General features: G+C 63.9%; 11 protein-coding genes. 9 read left to right on the top strand and 2 right to left on the bottom strand.

Going from position 1 to position 15,691, the window contains the following annotated elements:
• Nucleotides 1–61: 61 nt before the first annotated feature.
• Both HNQ71_RS10060 and HNQ71_RS10055 read left to right on the top strand, forming a co-directional pair.
• The gene (locus HNQ71_RS10060) at nt 62–2,245 is read left to right on the top strand and encodes a primosomal protein N' (protein WP_184872446.1); all 2,184 of its coding nucleotides are present in this window, start codon (nt 62–64) and stop codon (nt 2,243–2,245) included.
• Nucleotides 2,246–2,297: 52 nt separating this feature from the next.
• On the top strand, nt 2,298–2,993 hold the full coding sequence (locus HNQ71_RS10055) for an aspartate/glutamate racemase family protein (RefSeq protein ID WP_184872445.1): 696 nt from the start codon (nt 2,298–2,300) through the stop codon (nt 2,991–2,993).
• Between the two features lie 51 nt (nt 2,994–3,044).
• Here the strand turns inward: HNQ71_RS10055 and HNQ71_RS10050 are convergent, their stop codons facing one another.
• Nucleotides 3,045–6,014, bottom strand: a complete 2,970-nt coding sequence (locus HNQ71_RS10050; RefSeq protein ID WP_210333860.1) for a hypothetical protein — start codon at nt 6,012–6,014, stop codon at nt 3,045–3,047.
• A gap of 378 nt (nt 6,015–6,392) precedes the next feature.
• On the opposite strand from HNQ71_RS10050, the gene HNQ71_RS10045 reads away from it, so the two are divergent.
• From HNQ71_RS10045 to HNQ71_RS10020, 6 genes are all read left to right on the top strand, one after another.
• Nucleotides 6,393–6,788 carry an AGROH133_08824 family phage infection protein gene (locus HNQ71_RS10045; RefSeq protein WP_184872444.1) on the top strand — a complete coding sequence of 132 codons (396 nt, stop codon included), beginning with the start codon at nt 6,393–6,395 and terminating at the stop codon, nt 6,786–6,788.
• 246 nt (nt 6,789–7,034) lie between these two features.
• Nucleotides 7,035–7,595 carry a F0F1 ATP synthase subunit delta gene (locus HNQ71_RS10040; RefSeq protein WP_184872443.1) on the top strand — a complete coding sequence of 187 codons (561 nt, stop codon included), beginning with the start codon at nt 7,035–7,037 and terminating at the stop codon, nt 7,593–7,595.
• Nucleotides 7,595–9,124 carry a F0F1 ATP synthase subunit alpha gene (gene atpA / locus HNQ71_RS10035; protein ID WP_184872442.1) on the top strand — a complete coding sequence of 510 codons (1,530 nt, stop codon included), beginning with the start codon at nt 7,595–7,597 and terminating at the stop codon, nt 9,122–9,124. The genes HNQ71_RS10040 and atpA overlap by 1 nt, the downstream gene beginning before the upstream one ends.
• Before the next feature lie 46 nt (nt 9,125–9,170).
• A complete protein-coding gene (locus tag HNQ71_RS10030) occupies nt 9,171–10,055 on the top strand; it encodes a F0F1 ATP synthase subunit gamma (protein ID WP_184872441.1) in 885 nt (294 codons plus the stop codon).
• A 70-nt stretch (nt 10,056–10,125) separates the two neighbouring features.
• Nucleotides 10,126–11,721: a F0F1 ATP synthase subunit beta gene (atpD, locus tag HNQ71_RS10025; protein WP_184872440.1), complete on the top strand. Its 1,596-nt coding sequence runs from the start codon at nt 10,126–10,128 to the stop codon at nt 11,719–11,721.
• A gap of 97 nt (nt 11,722–11,818) precedes the next feature.
• Nucleotides 11,819–12,226 (top strand): F0F1 ATP synthase subunit epsilon, encoded by a 408-nt coding sequence (locus HNQ71_RS10020; protein WP_184872439.1) that lies wholly within the window; start codon nt 11,819–11,821, stop codon nt 12,224–12,226.
• A 289-nt stretch (nt 12,227–12,515) separates the two neighbouring features.
• On the opposite strand, the gene HNQ71_RS10015 is transcribed toward HNQ71_RS10020, so the two are convergent.
• Nucleotides 12,516–14,045 (bottom strand): mannitol dehydrogenase family protein, encoded by a 1,530-nt coding sequence (locus HNQ71_RS10015; RefSeq protein WP_184873305.1) that lies wholly within the window; start codon nt 14,043–14,045, stop codon nt 12,516–12,518.
• A 94-nt stretch (nt 14,046–14,139) separates the two neighbouring features.
• Between HNQ71_RS10015 and uxaC the strand changes: the two genes are divergently transcribed.
• Nucleotides 14,140–15,600, top strand: a complete 1,461-nt coding sequence (uxaC, locus tag HNQ71_RS10010; protein ID WP_184872438.1) for a glucuronate isomerase — start codon at nt 14,140–14,142, stop codon at nt 15,598–15,600.
• Nucleotides 15,601–15,691: the final 91 nt, after the last annotated feature.

Genomic DNA, 15,691 nt, shown 5'->3' with positions numbered 1-15,691 from the left:
GGAAAGGCACGTTCAGTGTTGCCCTTTGATCTAGACCAAAGTCGGGGCAAGGTCACGCTTCATGATCGAAGATTCGCCCTTTGTCGCAGCCGCACCGGTGCTGGTGCCGATGCCCGCCGAACGTCCCTACACCTATGCCGTGCCGGCCGGCATGCGCGTGGTGCCGGGCTCGATCGTGCGCGTGCCGCTTGGCCCGCGCCAGGTTGCCGGCATCGTCTGGGACGGCGCGGTCGAGACGGTCGACGCGAAAAAGCTGCGCCCGATCGAACAGATTTTCGATTGCCCGCCGATCGACCGCGCGATGCGCCGTTTCGTCGACTGGGTGGCGCAGTACACGCTGTCGCCGCCTGGCATGGTGGCGCGCATGCTGCTCAGGGCGCCGGAAGCTTTCGACCCTGAACCATGGATCGAGGGGCTGCAGCGTACCCTCTTGACGCCCGACCGGATGACGGGTGCCAGAGAGCGCGTACTGGAGACGGCCGAAGGCGGGCTTGCCTGGACGCGCTCCGGCCTGGCGCACGCGGCCGGCGTGTCGTCGACGGTGATCGACGGCCTCAGGGCGCAAGGCGTGTTCGAGACGGTGATGATCCCGCCGCGCCCGGTTGTGGCTGCGCCCGACACAAGCTACGCCGTGCCGGAATTGATGCCGGACCAGAGCGATGCCGCGCAGCTGCTGCGCGCCAATGTCGCGGCCGGTGTGTTCAATGTCGCGCTGCTCGACGGGGTAACCGGATCGGGCAAGACGGAAGTCTATTTCGAAGCGGTGGCGGCTGCCCTCGACCAGGGTAAGCAGGTGCTGATCCTGCTGCCGGAAATCGCGCTGACGCACGCCTTTCTTGAGCGTTTCCAGCAACGTTTTGGCGCCAAGCCGGGCGAATGGCACTCGGACCTGCCGCCTAGGATGCGCGAACGCGTCTGGCGGCAAGTGGCGGAAGGCCGCGTGCGCGTCGTCGCCGGCGCTCGCTCGGCGCTGTTCCTGCCGTTCAGGGAGCTTGGCCTGATCGTCGTCGACGAGGAGCACGACCCGGCCTACAAGCAGGAAGACCGCGTCTTCTACAATGCGCGCGACATGGCGGTGGTGCGCGGCCATATCGGCAGCTTTCCGGTGGTGCTGGCGTCGGCGACGCCATCGGTCGAAAGCCGGGTCAATGCCAGCCAGGGCCGCTACAACAGAGCGGTGCTGTCCGCCCGCTTTGCCGAGGCGGCGCTTCCGCATCTCAAGGCGGTCGACATGCGGCGGGCGCCGCCGGCACGTGGCGGCTTCCTGTCGCCGGTGCTGCTCGACCAGATGCGCCAGACGCTGGGGAAGAAAGAGCAATCGCTGCTGTTCCTCAACCGGCGCGGCTATGCGCCGCTGACGCTGTGCCGCGTCTGCGGCCATCGCTTCGGCTGCCCGGTGTGTTCGGCCTGGCTGGTCGAGCACCGGTTTCGCGGCCAGCTGGTCTGCCATCATTGCGGGCACAATGAGCGCCGCCCCGAAGCCTGTCCGGAATGTGGCACGCTTGACCATCTGGTCGCCTGCGGACCCGGCGTCGAGCGCATCGCCGAAGAGGTCGTCGCGCATTTCCCTGACGCGCGCACCATCGTTTTGTCGTCCGACCTGATGGGCGGCGTGCGGCGGCTGCGGCTGGAGCTGGAAGCGATCGCCAATGGCGAAGCCGACATCGTTATCGGAACGCAGCTTGTCGCCAAGGGTCACAACTTCCCCAACATGACCTTGGTCGGCGTCGTCGATGCCGATCTCGGCCTTGCCAATGGCGATCCGCGCGCCGCCGAGCGCACCTTCCAGCTGCTCAGCCAGGTGACCGGCCGCGCCGGCCGTACCGGCAAGAAGAGCCTCGGCCTGCTGCAGACTTTCCAGCCCGACCATCCGGTGATGCGGGCGATCGTCTCCGGCGATGCCGAGGCCTTTTACGAGCGCGAGATCGCCGAGCGCGAACGGGCGGCCCTGCCGCCGTTCGGCCGGCTTGCCGGCGTCATCGTCAGCGCGGTGACGAGGGCAGAGGCCGAGGGCCATGCGCGCGGCCTGCGCCGCGCAGCGCCCGAGGCGACCGACCTGTTCGTGCTGGGACCGTCGGAGGCGCCGCTGTCATTGCTCGGCGGGCGCCACCGTTTTCGCCTGCTGATCCAGGGTGAACGGCGCGCCGACATGCAAGGCTTCATCCGCGCCATGCTGGCCAATGGGCCGAAACAGCGCGGCTCGGTTCGGGTGCAGGTCGATATCGATCCGCAGAGCTTTTTGTAAGGTCGCGATTCGGCGATAGGCTGCCGCCAAGCCGGCAAGACAGGAAGATTACATGAAAACCCTTGGCCTTCTGGGCGGCATGAGCTGGGAATCGACCGCCATCTACTACCGCCTGCTCAACGAGATCGTGCGCGAGCGTCTCGGCGGGCTGCATTCGGCCAAACTGCTGCTGTGGTCGTTCGACTTTGCCGAGATCGCCGAGCGCCAGCATCATGGCGACTGGGACGGCGCCGGCATGCTTCTGGCTGAAGCCGCGCGCAAGCTCGAGGCGGGCGGCGCGGAGGGCCTGCTTCTGTGCACCAACACCATGCACAAGCTGGCCGACCAGGTGGAGGCATCGGTGTCGATCCCGCTGATCCACATCGCCGACGCCACCGCGCTTGCCGTCAAGCGCGTCGGCATGCAGCGCCCCGCGCTGCTGGCGACGCGCTTCACCATGGAGCAGGATTTCTACAAGAGTCGGCTCGCCGACAAATATGGACTTCATCCCGTGGTGCCCGATGCCGCCGGCCGCGACATGGTGCATCGCGTTATCTACGAGGAACTGTGCCAGGGCGTCATCACCGAAACCTCGAAAGCGGCCTACATCGCCGAGACCGAACGGCTGCGCCGCGAAGAGGCCGCCGACAGCGTAATCATGGGCTGCACCGAGATCACCATGCTGATTGGCCAGCCGGACTTCGACATTCCGGTCTTCGACACGACGCGCATCCACGCCGAGGCAGCGGTGGCCTTCATGCTGCCCTGAGCAATTCTCGGAAAGGTGTGAAGTCCGTCCGGAATTGCGTCAAAACAGAAATCACGGCCGGACAGCGACAGTTCCGCTGCCGACCACTTTCAACTTCCACCCGTCTGCCTGCGTGCCGGCGAGATTGAGATGCCCGGCCAGGAAATACAGGCGATCGGTGTCGGGGCCCTTGGCGGTGCAGAAGCGATCCTGCAGATAGGATGGAGGCGTCGCCTGGTAGTAGAGATCCGCCTCGATGCTGGCAGGGTGTGCACCCTTCGGCAAATCGGCAAGCGGTATCGAGTAGCTCAGCGTGTCGCTGCCGCCCGATACATAGTCGGGATCGTCCTCGACGGCGGTTGTGCCGACATCGACGGCGAGCTCCTCGTCGGCGCCCAATGCCTTGGCGATTTCGAGCCGGCTTTCGACCGGCAGGAAGCCCGCCGGCAAGATCCGATTATCTTTCACCTCCGTGCAGATCGACAGGAAGCTGGTCGTCAGTTCGCCTTCCGGCTTCGACTGCGCATTGCAGACCGGATTGGGTGTGTCGGCGGGCGGCGTGGAGACCAGTTCCTGATAGATCTGAACCTGATCCTGTCGCGTGATCTTCTGGTAGTGCGGCTGATGCGGCCGTTCGCCAGGGTGGACACGGCCGGAACAGTCGTCCTTCCACCAGAGCTCGCCATCCAGCGGCTTGTCGTCGGCGCCGACGATCACACCGGCGGCGTTGGTGCGACCGGAGACCCAGAGCTGCTCGCCGTTCTGGTCGAGCACGCTGAAGGTAAGGAACGCACGCCGGAAACCCACTCCGGAGGGAAACTTGTGACCGGCCAGGTTCTTCACCGTGACCTTGGCATCAAGCGCGTCGGCGCTCATGACAAGGTCGCTGACGGAGACAGTGGCGGTTGCCTGCGAGGCCTGGTCCAGCATCGCCTGCTCGGTGAGGACGAGGGGATCGAGAGCCTTCTTGCCCATCATCGGATCGCGCGTCCTGATGCCGAAGACGTCGGGAAACTGCTGCGCCATCTTGACCAGGAAGACGTTGAGACCGACGAGCGTGTGGCGGGCAAATCCCTCGCGAACCGAAAGATCCGGTGCGTTGCTGGACTCGGTCTGCGGGAAATTCAGATTTTCCTGGATGCTGGCGATCTTGCTCATCGTCGGCGATCCGTCCTGTTCCGTCGATGGCATGTGACAACCCTGACAACTGCGCGGCGTGGCGCCGGCGCCCAGTGGAAGCGGGCCGTCCGGCGTGTTGCCGGTTCGATAGGCGCTGAACGCCCATTCCGGATAGGTCGTCTGCTCGTAGATAAGCACCAGGGTGTTGGTGCCCTGCAGGACCGGCAAATGAACCGTGTGGCACGTTCCGCAGACCTCGGAGCTCATGATCGTGGCGTCATGGGCCGGTTTGATGCCGAGTGCGGTATGCATCGGCCCGACTTCCGGTTTCTCGAAGGGTCCTATGAGCGTATCGGGCGATCCGACCATGAAGCTGCCGGTGAAGGTCTTGGCAAAGCCGGTCGCGTGCGGATTGAGCAGCGCCTGCCGCTCGTCGACGCAGGCGTTCTGCGGCTGATCGCCGAGCGGTCCGCCGGCCTTGCTGCTGAGCACCATGCGGTGACAGGACGTGCAGGTGATGCCATCGCGGGCAAGCATGCCGTAATTGGCGAGCGCGGCACTCGGATTGTCGGCCGGCCAGGGCGTCGCATAGACCATATCGCGCGTGAACAGTTCGCATTTGCCCGAGCGCGCCTTCTCGTCGATGTGGAACTGCCGTTCCCCGGCGATGCCGTGGCAGCCAAGGCAGACGTCCTGCACCACGCCAGCCATCTTGGGGTGAAAGCTTTGCGTTTCACTGGCCAGCTGCGCGAAGAATATCGGGTCGCGGCCTCCCAGCCCCATCGGCGAGGTTCGCCAGGTCGCCAGCGGAGACAGGTTGATCAGGCCATCGCCATGCGGGTTTGGCTTGGTCATGTCGAACTGCAGCCCGGTGCTGCCGGCATCATGACAGCCCAGGCACTGGCTCGAGGTCAGGAACGTATCGGACGCATCGGGACCTTTGGCCCCGACCCAGGTGTTGTCGTAGGTTTCGGAAGGCATCCGCGAGACGGTCTCATAGGTCGGCATCTCGCGGACATAGGCCTGCAGCGCGGCGATCACGTCGGCGTTCGGACTGTAGAGTGGCTGGCCAAGACGTGGGTTGCCATCGACCGGTAAAACGACGGTCTGGTGCAACGTTTCTGCCGGCGCTCCCTTGAAGAAATCCTGTGCGAGATAGTTGAGCGGCTTGCCTGGCTCACCCGCAATGTTCTTGGGAGAAGCGAAGGTCAGATTGTTGGCCGCCGAGGCATGACAGTTCATGCAGTACTGGGCGAAGCCCATGTTGGGTATGCTGTTGCTGTCGGCCGGCAGGGCTGGCCAATCCGGAGTCCATCCGCTCTGGCTGCCAAAGCCGTACCAGCCCCAGAACCAGCCATCGTAGGAGGCGCCGGCATCGCGGATCATGATCGCGGCGCCGCTGGTTGGAAAAAGCCTGAGCGGATCGACCGTCCGGCAATCCGACGCCGGCTCCGAAAACATCTCCTTCACCATGATGGCACCGTCGGGAACCGGTGGCGGATGATCGACCTCGCCGTCGGCCGAGCGATTCTTGCGAAGCCAGTCCATCATGTTAGGCGAATACCAGATCATCACCGGCGCATGGGTTCCTTGGTCGAGGCCCTGCCAGGCGCCGTTGACCAGGGTGGCGATGCGGGGTCCGGCCTGGCGCACGACTTTGTCGTGCACCCATCCGGCAGCTTCGTCGCGATAGCAGTAACTGCCGAGATACTGATTGAGCTTGTTCTCGTAGTCGCCCAGGGACAGCGCCGACGGCTTCCTGATCGTAGGCTCGAGCTGCCGGCAGACCAAGGGATCGGTGGGAGCCATGACCGTCGGCCGTTCGGCGATACAGTCCGCACGTGCACCCTGCGCGATCCCGGCAAGGGCGGCCGCAGCGATCCAGATGCTGGCCAGATGCAATGTCCGACAAAGATCCGGCATGATCGTCTCCGAATTTCGAGATCCTGCTTGCCGCACTCCCGTCCGCGCAGATTTCACAGGTGATCGCACAACATGTGAAGTTGCTAAAATAAACAAGAAGTCGACGAAAGGAACATTCGAAGCATAATACTTGCGTTACGTGGCGGCAAGACAGCGATCTATACTATCGAAGAAATTGTCCGCGTATCTCTTGTCCAGGAATTGTTTGTCTGGCAGCCGAATTGGCCGCGAAGCCGCTGGTTCCAAGCGGGAAGCTCACATCAGGCGGCGACGGCATTCCAGTGCGGCCTTGCCGAACCCCGGCTTTCCGGCTGCGCGCTTGACTTCCTGCACGGGCGACATTCAATGCGTCCTGAGTTGCGCGAGGGGGGAAGCAAGATGGATTTTGCGTTTCCATGGCCGATGAGCCAGGGCGAATGGCTGGCCTGGTCGAGCGCCGTCGTCACCGTGCTGCTTGGTCTTTTGTTTTTCCTGGCGCCTAACCTGGCCTTCCGTATCCTGCGCTTGCAGGCCAAACCCGAGAAGGCGGCGGCGATCGCCGAGGGGCGCGGCAGGATGTCGGGCTTCTATCTTGGCGTCGGCCTGTGCTGCATCCTGCTGGCGCAGCCGCTGATCTACATGACGCTTGGCTTCTCCTGGCTGTTCACTGCCTTCGGGCGGCTGCTGTCGATGATGTCGGACGGCGCCAATACGCCTTTCAATTGGGTGTCCATTGTGGTGGAATTGGCATTGGCGGCGTTGCCGCTCGCCTTCGCCTTCGGCTTTCTGCCTTGAATCCTTAGGGTTTCCGGGGCGGAAGGCGGGACTCTTTTGCCGGATGCGACAATAGTGCCTGAAAACCATGCGGAACGACGCATTGCGGTCTTAAAATGCCTGTGCTAGACGGCAATCGACTTTCGGCCGGGGATAGCGGAAGCCGCGCCTCCGTGCTTGAAAAAATGCAGTAAGGTCAAAGATTTAGCCAGAGTTTTTGCTCGCGCCAACAATCTGCGGCCTGTCAGACAAGAGAAAAGACGGTCCGTGGCCCAATCGTCATCGCCAATCTCAGGTGTCGCAGAACGCTACGCGGGTTCGCTGTTCGAACTCGCCCTGCAGGCAAATTCGGTCGCCAAGGTCGAGGCAGACCTCAACAGCTTCGAGGCGATGCTCGCGGGCAGCGCCGACCTGACCCGGCTGATCAACAGCCCGGTGTTTTCCAGCGAGGACCAGGCCAAGGCCATCGCGGCGATCGCCGACAAGGCGGGGATCACCGGCCTCACCGGCAATTTCCTGCGCGTCGTCGCTGCGAATCGCCGGCTGTTCGCCATCCCCGGCATGATCAAGGCGTTCCGCCAGATCGCCGCCGAACACCGTGGCGAGACCGCTGCTGAAGTGACGTCGGCGCATGAGCTGACCGCAGCCCAGCAGACTGAACTCAAGGCGGCGCTGAAGAGCGTTGCCGGCAAGGACGTGGCCATCTCCGTCACCGTCGATCCGTCGCTGCTCGGCGGACTGGTGGTCAAGATGGGCTCGCGCCAGATCGATACGTCGCTCAAAACCAAACTCAATTCGCTCAAGCTTGCACTGAAAGAGGTCGGCTGATGGACATCCGCGCCGCGGAAATTTCCGCAATTCTGAAAGACCAGATCAAGAATTTCGGCAAGGAGGCCGAGGTCTCCGAAGTCGGACAGGTGCTGTCCGTCGGTGACGGTATCGCCCGCGTCTACGGCCTCGACAATGTCCAGGCCGGCGAGATGGTCGAATTCCCTGGCGGCATCCGCGGCATGGCGCTCAACCTCGAAGCCGACAATGTCGGCGTCGTCATCTTCGGTGCCGACCGCGACATCAAGGAAGGCGACATCGTCAAGCGCACCGGCGCCATTGTCGACGTGCCGGTCGGTCCGGGCCTGCTCGGTCGCGTCGTCGACGCGCTCGGCAACCCGATCGACGGCAAGGGCCCGATCAAGGCAGTCGAGCGCAAGCGCGTCGACGTTAAGGCGCCCGGCATCATCCCGCGCAAGTCGGTGAACGAGCCGATGTCGACCGGCCTCAAGGCCATCGATGCGCTGATCCCGGTCGGCCGCGGCCAGCGCGAGCTGGTCATCGGCGACCGCCAGACCGGCAAGACCGCCATCATCCTCGACACGATGCTCAACCAGAAATCGGTGCACGACAACGGTCCCGAGAAGGAAAAGCTCTACTGCGTCTACGTCGCCGTCGGCCAGAAGCGCTCGACCGTGGCGCAGTTCGTCAAGGTGCTGGAAGAGCGCGGCGCCCTCGAATATTCGATCATCATCGCCGCCACCGCGTCCGATCCGGCGCCGATGCAGTTCCTGGCGCCGTTCGCCGGCTGCACCATGGGCGAATATTTCCGCGACAACGGCATGCATGCGCTGATCAGCTATGACGATCTGTCGAAGCAGGCCGTCGCCTACCGCCAGATGTCGCTGTTGCTGCGCCGCCCGCCGGGCCGCGAAGCCTATCCGGGCGACGTCTTCTACCTTCACTCGCGCCTGCTCGAGCGCGCCGCCAAGCTCAACGACGATCTGGGCGGTGGATCGCTGACCGCCCTGCCGATCATCGAGACGCAGGCCAACGACGTGTCGGCCTATATCCCGACCAACGTGATCTCGATCACCGACGGCCAGATATTCCTTGAAACCAACCTGTTCTTCCAGGGCATCCGTCCGGCCGTCAACGTCGGCCTGTCGGTGTCGCGCGTCGGCTCGGCCGCCCAGATCAAGGCGATGAAGCAGGTCGCCGGCTCGATCAAGGGCGAGCTCGCGCAGTACCGCGAAATGGCGGCCTTCGCGCAGTTCGGCTCCGATCTCGACGCCGCCACGCAGCGCCTGCTCAACCGCGGATCGCGCCTGACCGAACTCCTGAAGCAGCCGCAGTTCTCGCCGCTGAAGACTGAAGAGCAGGTCGCGGTGATCTTTGCCGGCGTCAACGGCTATCTCGACAAGCTGCCGGTCAACCAGGTCGGCAAGTTCGAGCATGGCCTGCTCAGCCACATGCGTGCGGCGGGCAAGGACATTCTCGAGGCCATCCGCAAGGAAAAGGCGCTGTCGGACGATCTGCGCGCCAAGCTGAAGGCCGAGATCGACGCTTTCGCCAAGACCTTCGCCTGAGCGAAGCGCCAGTCCGGATGAGACAAGACGGGATCAGGTTTGAAGCATGCCTTCATTAAAAGACCTTCGTAACCGTATCGCCTCGGTCAAGGCGACGCAGAAGATCACCAAGGCGATGCAGATGGTCGCCGCGGCGAAGCTGCGCCGTGCGCAAGAGGCTGCGGAAGCGGCGCGCCCCTATTCGGAGCGCATGGGTTCCGTGCTGGCCAACATTACCCAGGCGATCGGCGGCGGCGGCGATGCCCCGGCGCTGATGACCGGTACCGGCAAGGACGACGTGCATCTGCTCGTCGTCTGCACCGCCGAGCGCGGCCTGTGCGGCGGCTTCAATTCGCAGATCGCCCGCCTTGCCCGCGACCATATCCGCAAGCTTTTGGCCGACGGCAAGCAGGTCAAGATCATCTGCGTCGGCAAGAAGGGTTTTGATATCCTGCGCCGCGACTATGCCTCGATGATCCTTGACCGTGTCGATCTGCGCGAGGTCAAGACGCTCGGCTTCGTCAATGCCGACGCGATCGCCAAGAAGGTCATCCACCTCTTCAACGAGGGCGGCTTCGACATCTGCACGCTGTTCTATTCGCAGTTCAAGTCGGTGATCAGCCAGATCCCGACCGCGCAGCAGATCATTCCAGCCGGTATCGCTTCGGCTCCGGCCGAGGCGGTGGATGGCGGCAGCGCCGTCTATGAGTACGAACCGGAGCCGGGTGAAATCCTCTCCGATCTCATTCCGCGCAACATATCGGTGCAGGTTTTCCGGGCGCTGCTCGAAAACGCGGCCGGTGAAATGGGCGCCAAGATGAGCGCCATGGACAATGCTACGCGCAACGCCGGCGAGATGATCAACAAGCTGTCGATCACCTACAACCGCCAGCGGCAGGCGCAGATCACCAAGGAACTGATCGAAATCATTTCGGGCGCCGAGGCGCTCTAGGCGCGGCTTGCGGGTCATCGACCCGCGAGCGGACCGCGTGAGAAACAAAGGACGAAAAAGGGTAAAGACGATGGCGAAAGCAGCGACCCCCAAGACGGCAGCCCCAAAGGCCGCAACCGCGAAGACCGCAGCCCCGGCGAAGGCGGCAAAGGCTCCGGTAGCAGCCGCGAAGGCAGCTCCGGCCAAGACGGCATCAGCACCGGCCAAGGCCGCCGCAGCCAAGACATCGGCAGTGGCCACCAAGGCGACCGGCGTTGTCGGCAAGGTCCGCCAGGTCATCGGCGCCGTCGTCGACGTGCAGTTCGGCGACCACCTGCCGGCGATCTTGAACGCGCTCGAGACGACCAATGTCGGCAACCGCCTAGTGCTCGAAGTTGCTCAGCATCTGGGTGAAAACACCGTGCGCTGCATCGCCATGGACTCGACCGAAGGCCTGGTGCGCGGCCAGGAAGTGCGCGACACCGGCGCACCGATCACCGTGCCGGTCGGCCCGGGCATGCTCGGCCGCATCATCAACGTCATCGGCGAGCCGGTCGACGAAGAAGGCCCTGTCGACGCGATCGAAATGCGCTCCATCCACCAGCCGGCTCCGACCTATGTCGAGCAGTCGACGGAAGCACAGATCCTGATCACCGGCATCAAGGTGCTCGACCTCCTGGCTCCCTACGCCAAGGGCGGCAAGATCGGCCTGTTCGGCGGCGCCGGCGTGGGCAAGACCGTGCTGATCCAGGAACTGATCAACAACATCGCCAAGGCGCATGGCGGCTACTCGGTGTTTGCCGGCGTCGGCGAGCGCACCCGCGAAGGCAACGATCTCTATCACGAGTTCATCGAGTCCGGCGTCAACAAGAAGGGCGGCGGCGAAGGCTCCAAGGCCGCTCTGGTGTACGGCCAGATGAATGAGCCGCCGGGCGCGCGCGCCCGCGTTGGCCTGACCGGCCTGACGGTTGCGGAATATTTCCGCGACCAGGGCCAGGACGTGCTGTTCTTCGTCGACAACATCTTCCGCTTCACGCAGGCGGGTTCGGAAGTGTCGGCTCTGCTCGGCCGTATCCCGTCGGCCGTGGGCTATCAGCCGACGCTCGCCACCGACATGGGCGCGCTGCAGGAACGCATCACCACCACCACCAAGGGCTCGATCACTTCGGTGCAGGCGATCTACGTGCCCGCCGACGACTTGACCGACCCGGCGCCGGCGACCTCGTTCGCCCACCTCGACGCGACCACGACGCTCAACCGCGCCATCGCCGAGAAGGGCATCTACCCGGCCGTCGATCCGCTCGATTCGACCTCGCGCATGCTCGACCCGCTGGTTGTCGGCGACGAGCACTATGCCGTCGCGCGCCAGGTGCAGTCGATCCTCCAGCGCTACAAGTCGCTGCAGGACATCATCGCCATCCTGGGCATGGACGAGCTCAGCGAAGAGGACAAGCAGACGGTCGCCCGCGCCCGCAAGATCGAGCGCTTCCTGTCGCAGCCCTTCTTCGTAGCCGAAGTGTTCACCGGCGCTCCGGGCAAGCTGGTCGACCTGGCCGACACCATCAAGGGTTTCAAGGGCCTCTGCAACGGCGACTATGACCACCTTCCGGAAGCTGCCTTCTACATGGTCGGCGGCATCGAGGAAGCGGTCGAGAAGGCACAGCGCCTGGCGGCCGAAGCGGCATAAGAAGCGAATAGCGAATAGGGAGTAGCGAATAGGGGCAATGTGAGCCGGGTGGGTTTTTCTACTCGCTACTCACCATTCCCTATTCGCTAGATTGATCATGGCTGAAGCTTTCAAGTTCGAACTGGTTTCTCCGGAGCGCCTGCTGGTTTCCGAGCAGGTCGAATCCGTCGTCATTCCGGGCGCCGAAGGCGAGATGACCGTGATGGCGCATCACGCCCCGGTCATGACCACGATCAAGCCGGGCGTTGTCACTGTTAAGACCGCGTCGGGTGGGGAAGAGCGCTATGTGGTGTTCGGCGGCTTCGCCGACATCGTTCCGGCCGGCTGCACGCTGCTGGCGGAATCGGCTGTGGCGGTGAAGGATGTCGACCGCGCCGATCTCGCGCGCCGCATCCAAGAAGCCAAGGAAGACGCCGCCGACGCCAAGGACGACGAGGCCCGCAGCAAGGCGGAGCAGTTCCTTAGCCAGCTCACGACGCTGGAAGGCGCCATCCTGCCGGCGTAAAAGTCGCTCCGGATGACTAAGTGAAAAGCGGGGCCTTGCCTCGCTTTTTTGTTTGGCGGACAGTCCGGCTGCCTTGGGCATGGGGGGTGGCCGATGACGGAAGAAACAGCTGGGCGAGAAACAGCCTCACGATCCAGGTGGTCGACGGCACTACATCGGATTTCCGGTGTTATCGGGCATAGATCTGGCTTGGCTGGCCAATCTCTCACGTATCGCTTTGATGATCGTGTGGGTGGCACTCGTCGTGCCCTTCGCGCCGCGATCTAAGCCGTATCGAGTCCCGACTCGACTATTCACTTCCTATGCCCAACGCGGCGAAAGCCAGTGTCGGACCATCCCGTCGCAGGTGGACGAGATGGACGGCCACGAGTTCAATCAGCGTCTGGCGCTCGGCGTGGTCGCTGGCGAAGCCGGCGAGGTCGAACACCGCCGTCACGGTCTCATTCGCCGGTAGCTGCTGGCTCAAAAGCGCCGTCAGCGCCGCATCGAGCGGATCGGTGAAATGGCCCTCCGGCAAGGTCTTTCCCCGTGCTGCGCAGGCGGCGATCCAGGCGGCGACCACCAGCGTGAGATGGACCAATTCGGTGCCGGCTTCCATGCACTCCAAGGCCGATGCGACGATGCGCTGCGGCAGTTTCTGGCTGCCGTCATTGGCGATCTGAGCCGTGCGGTGGGCAAGAGCCGTGTTCGAAAAACGCTCGGTGAGTTCGGCCGTATAGGCGGCCGTATCCAGTCCAGCATCCTCCGGCAGCGTCGAACTGGCTTCGGCCCACAATGCATCGACGAACTGCCGGATTGCCGGATCGGCGAAGGCGCGATCGACGGTGGCGTGACCGCTGAGCAGGCCGAGATAGGCGATGCCCGAATGCGCGCCGTTGAGCAGCCTGAGCTTCATGTCCTCGAAGGGGCCGACATCGCTGACCATGGTGACGCCGAATTTTTCCCAGGCTGGCCGGCCTTCCGGAAAATTGTCCTCGATCACCCATTGGCAGAACGGCTCTGTCATGACCGGCCAGGCGTCCTCGACGCCGAGTTCAACCGCAATCCGCGCCCGGTCGGCATCGGTGGTAGCCGGCACGATGCGGTCGACCATGCTGGAGGGAAACGCGACCTGGTCGGCGATGTGGCTGGCCAGGTCGTTATCGGCGTTTGCTGCGAGCCTGGCATCGCGCAATTGGGCGAATTCGACCAGCAGCCGGTGCAGCGTCGCACCATTGGCCGGCAGGTTGTCGCAGCACAGCACGGTGAAGGGCGGTGTGCCGGCGGCGCGTCGCCGCGCAAGCGCCTCGGTCAGGAAACCATGCGCTGTCTTCGGCATTTGCGGATTTGCCAGATCGTGGACGATATCGGGATGAGCGGTGTCCAGCCCGCCGGCGGCGGCCCTGAGATAGGCCTTCTCAGTGATCGTCAGTGTCACGATGCGGGTGCGCGGATCGGTGAGCGCGGCCACCACCGCGCCCGGGTCCTCCGGCGCCACCAGCATCGAGGCGATGGAGCCGATGACGCGAAGCTTCTCCTCGCCGCTGCTCCTGATCGCCAGCGTGTAGAGCCCGTCCTGCGGCGAGAGCGCATCGCGTGTGTCGGCGCTGCGCAGCGAGACCCCGACGATACCCCAGCCGGTCTCGCCAGCCGTCAGGCAGTCGTCGACATAGGCGGCCTGATGGGCGCGATGGAAGGCGCCGACGCCGAGGTGCGCGATGCCAGGGACGACGCGGCTGCGATCATACGAAGGTGTCGCGATTGAAGCCGGCAAAGTATGTGCCGTCATCGCAGAAAGGCGTCTGGTCGGCGTGGCGCGGTTGGTCTGGTCGGACGGCATGAAATCGCCTCGGGGACGGTTGGCAAGCGGCGTAACATCCGATTTCTTGCCATGCAATGGTTGAAAAGTCATCATACAACAATCCATTTTTTGTATGTTGACATTATTTCTTGTCGCCCCTACCGATAGCGGCCCTGGGAGGATCGTCGTGGCACTGACCAACGCGGATTTCCTGTTTCCCGCCGACGCGCATTCGCGCTCGATCGCCCGCGATCTCTACGCCGGCATCAAGGACCTGCCCATCGTCAGCCCGCATGGTCACACCGATCCGCGCTGGTATGCGCTGAACGAGCCATTCCCGGATCCGGCGCAATTGCTCATCGTGCCCGACCACTACATTTTCCGGATGCTGTTCAGCCAGGGCGTTCGCCTCGAGGATCTCGGCGTGGCGACCTTGGACGGTGCACCGGTGGAGACCGACGGCAGGGCGATCTGGCGGCGCTTTGCCGAGAACTATTTCCTCTTCCGCGGCACGCCGACCCGGCTGTGGTTCGACCATGTGCTGGCGCATCTGTTTGGCATCGACGAACCGCTGAACGCGGCGACCGCCGACCGTCACTACGACACCATCGCGACGGTGCTGCAATGGGAGAATTTCCGCCCGCGCGCGCTGTTCGAGCGCTTCAACATCGAGGTCATCGCGACAACGGAAGGCGCGCTCGACGATCTCAAATGGCACCAGATGATCCGCGACAGCGGCTGGGAGGGCAAGGTCATCACAGCCTATCGGCCGGACGCCGTCGTCGATCCCGACTTCGAGGGGTTCTCGGCCAATCTCGACAAGCTCGGCGAGATCACCGGCTGCGACACCGGCAGCTGGGCCGGCTATCTCGACGCGCACCGCCAGCGGCGTGCTTTCTTCAAAAGCCATGGCGCGACCTCGTCCGATCACGGCCATCCGACGGCCGAGACCGCCAATCTCTCCGATGCGGCGGCCGAGGAACTGTTCAATCGTGTGCGTCACGGTTCGGACGACGAGCGCGAAAAGCGGCTGTTCCGCGCCCAGATGCTGACCGAAATGGCCAAGATGAGCCGGGATGACGGGCTTGTCCTGCAAATCCATCCCGGTTCCTGGCGCAACCATTCGCCGTCGATTTTCCAGAAGTTCGGCCGCGACAAGGGTTTCGATATCCCGACCCGAACCGACTATGTGACGGCGCTCAAGCCCATGCTCGATTGCGTCGGCCTGGAACGGGACCTGACAATCATCCTCTTCACGCTCGACGAGTCCAGCTATGCGCGCGAGCTGGCCCCGCTCGCCGGCACCTATCCGGCGCTGAAGCTCGGGCCGGCCTGGTGGTTCCACGACAGCCCGGAGGGCATGCGTCGCTTCCGCGAGATGACCACCGAAACGGCCGGTTTCTACAACACCGTCGGCTTCAACGACGACACCCGCGCCTTTCCATCCATACCGGCGCGCCACGATGTGGCGCGGCGGGTCGACTGCGCGTTCCTGGCGCGTCTCGTCGCCGAGCACCGGCTGCGCGAGGAGGAGGCGCACGAGCTGGCGCGGGACCTTGCCTACACGCTTGCGAAGAAGGCGTACCGGCTCTGAACCGGGGAGAAGCGATGCGCTCGATCTAGCGCGAGCTCGTGGTTCTCGGGCTTGTGTGACCTATATTCCGGCCATCTCGCTCTGGTTGCCG

Source organism: Mesorhizobium sangaii (assembly GCF_014207355.1).
GTDB classification, from domain to species: Bacteria; Pseudomonadota; Alphaproteobacteria; order Rhizobiales; family Rhizobiaceae; genus Mesorhizobium; species Mesorhizobium sangaii.
Note: the sequence above shows the minus strand (reverse complement) of the source record. Positions and strands in the feature narration are given on the sequence as shown.

Bases quoted from the DNA above. Each gene is read 5' to 3' on its own strand.
- uxaC (WP_184872438.1), top strand. From the start codon at position 14,140: ATGTTGACATTATTTCTTGTCGCCCCTACCGATAGCGGCCCTGGGAGG.
- HNQ71_RS10060 (WP_184872446.1), top strand. From the start codon at position 62: ATGATCGAAGATTCGCCCTTTGTCGCAGCCGCACCGGTGCTGGTGCCG.
- HNQ71_RS10020 (WP_184872439.1), top strand. From the start codon at position 11,819: ATGGCTGAAGCTTTCAAGTTCGAACTGGTTTCTCCGGAGCGCCTGCTG.
- HNQ71_RS10030 (WP_184872441.1), top strand. From the start codon at position 9,171: ATGCCTTCATTAAAAGACCTTCGTAACCGTATCGCCTCGGTCAAGGCG.
- atpD (WP_184872440.1), top strand. From the start codon at position 10,126: ATGGCGAAAGCAGCGACCCCCAAGACGGCAGCCCCAAAGGCCGCAACC.
- HNQ71_RS10055 (WP_184872445.1), top strand. From the start codon at position 2,298: ATGAAAACCCTTGGCCTTCTGGGCGGCATGAGCTGGGAATCGACCGCC.
- HNQ71_RS10050 (WP_210333860.1), bottom strand. From the start codon at position 6,014: ATGCCGGATCTTTGTCGGACATTGCATCTGGCCAGCATCTGGATCGCT.
- HNQ71_RS10015 (WP_184873305.1), bottom strand. From the start codon at position 14,045: ATGCCGTCCGACCAGACCAACCGCGCCACGCCGACCAGACGCCTTTCT.
- atpA (WP_184872442.1), top strand. From the start codon at position 7,595: ATGGACATCCGCGCCGCGGAAATTTCCGCAATTCTGAAAGACCAGATC.
- HNQ71_RS10045 (WP_184872444.1), top strand. From the start codon at position 6,393: ATGGATTTTGCGTTTCCATGGCCGATGAGCCAGGGCGAATGGCTGGCC.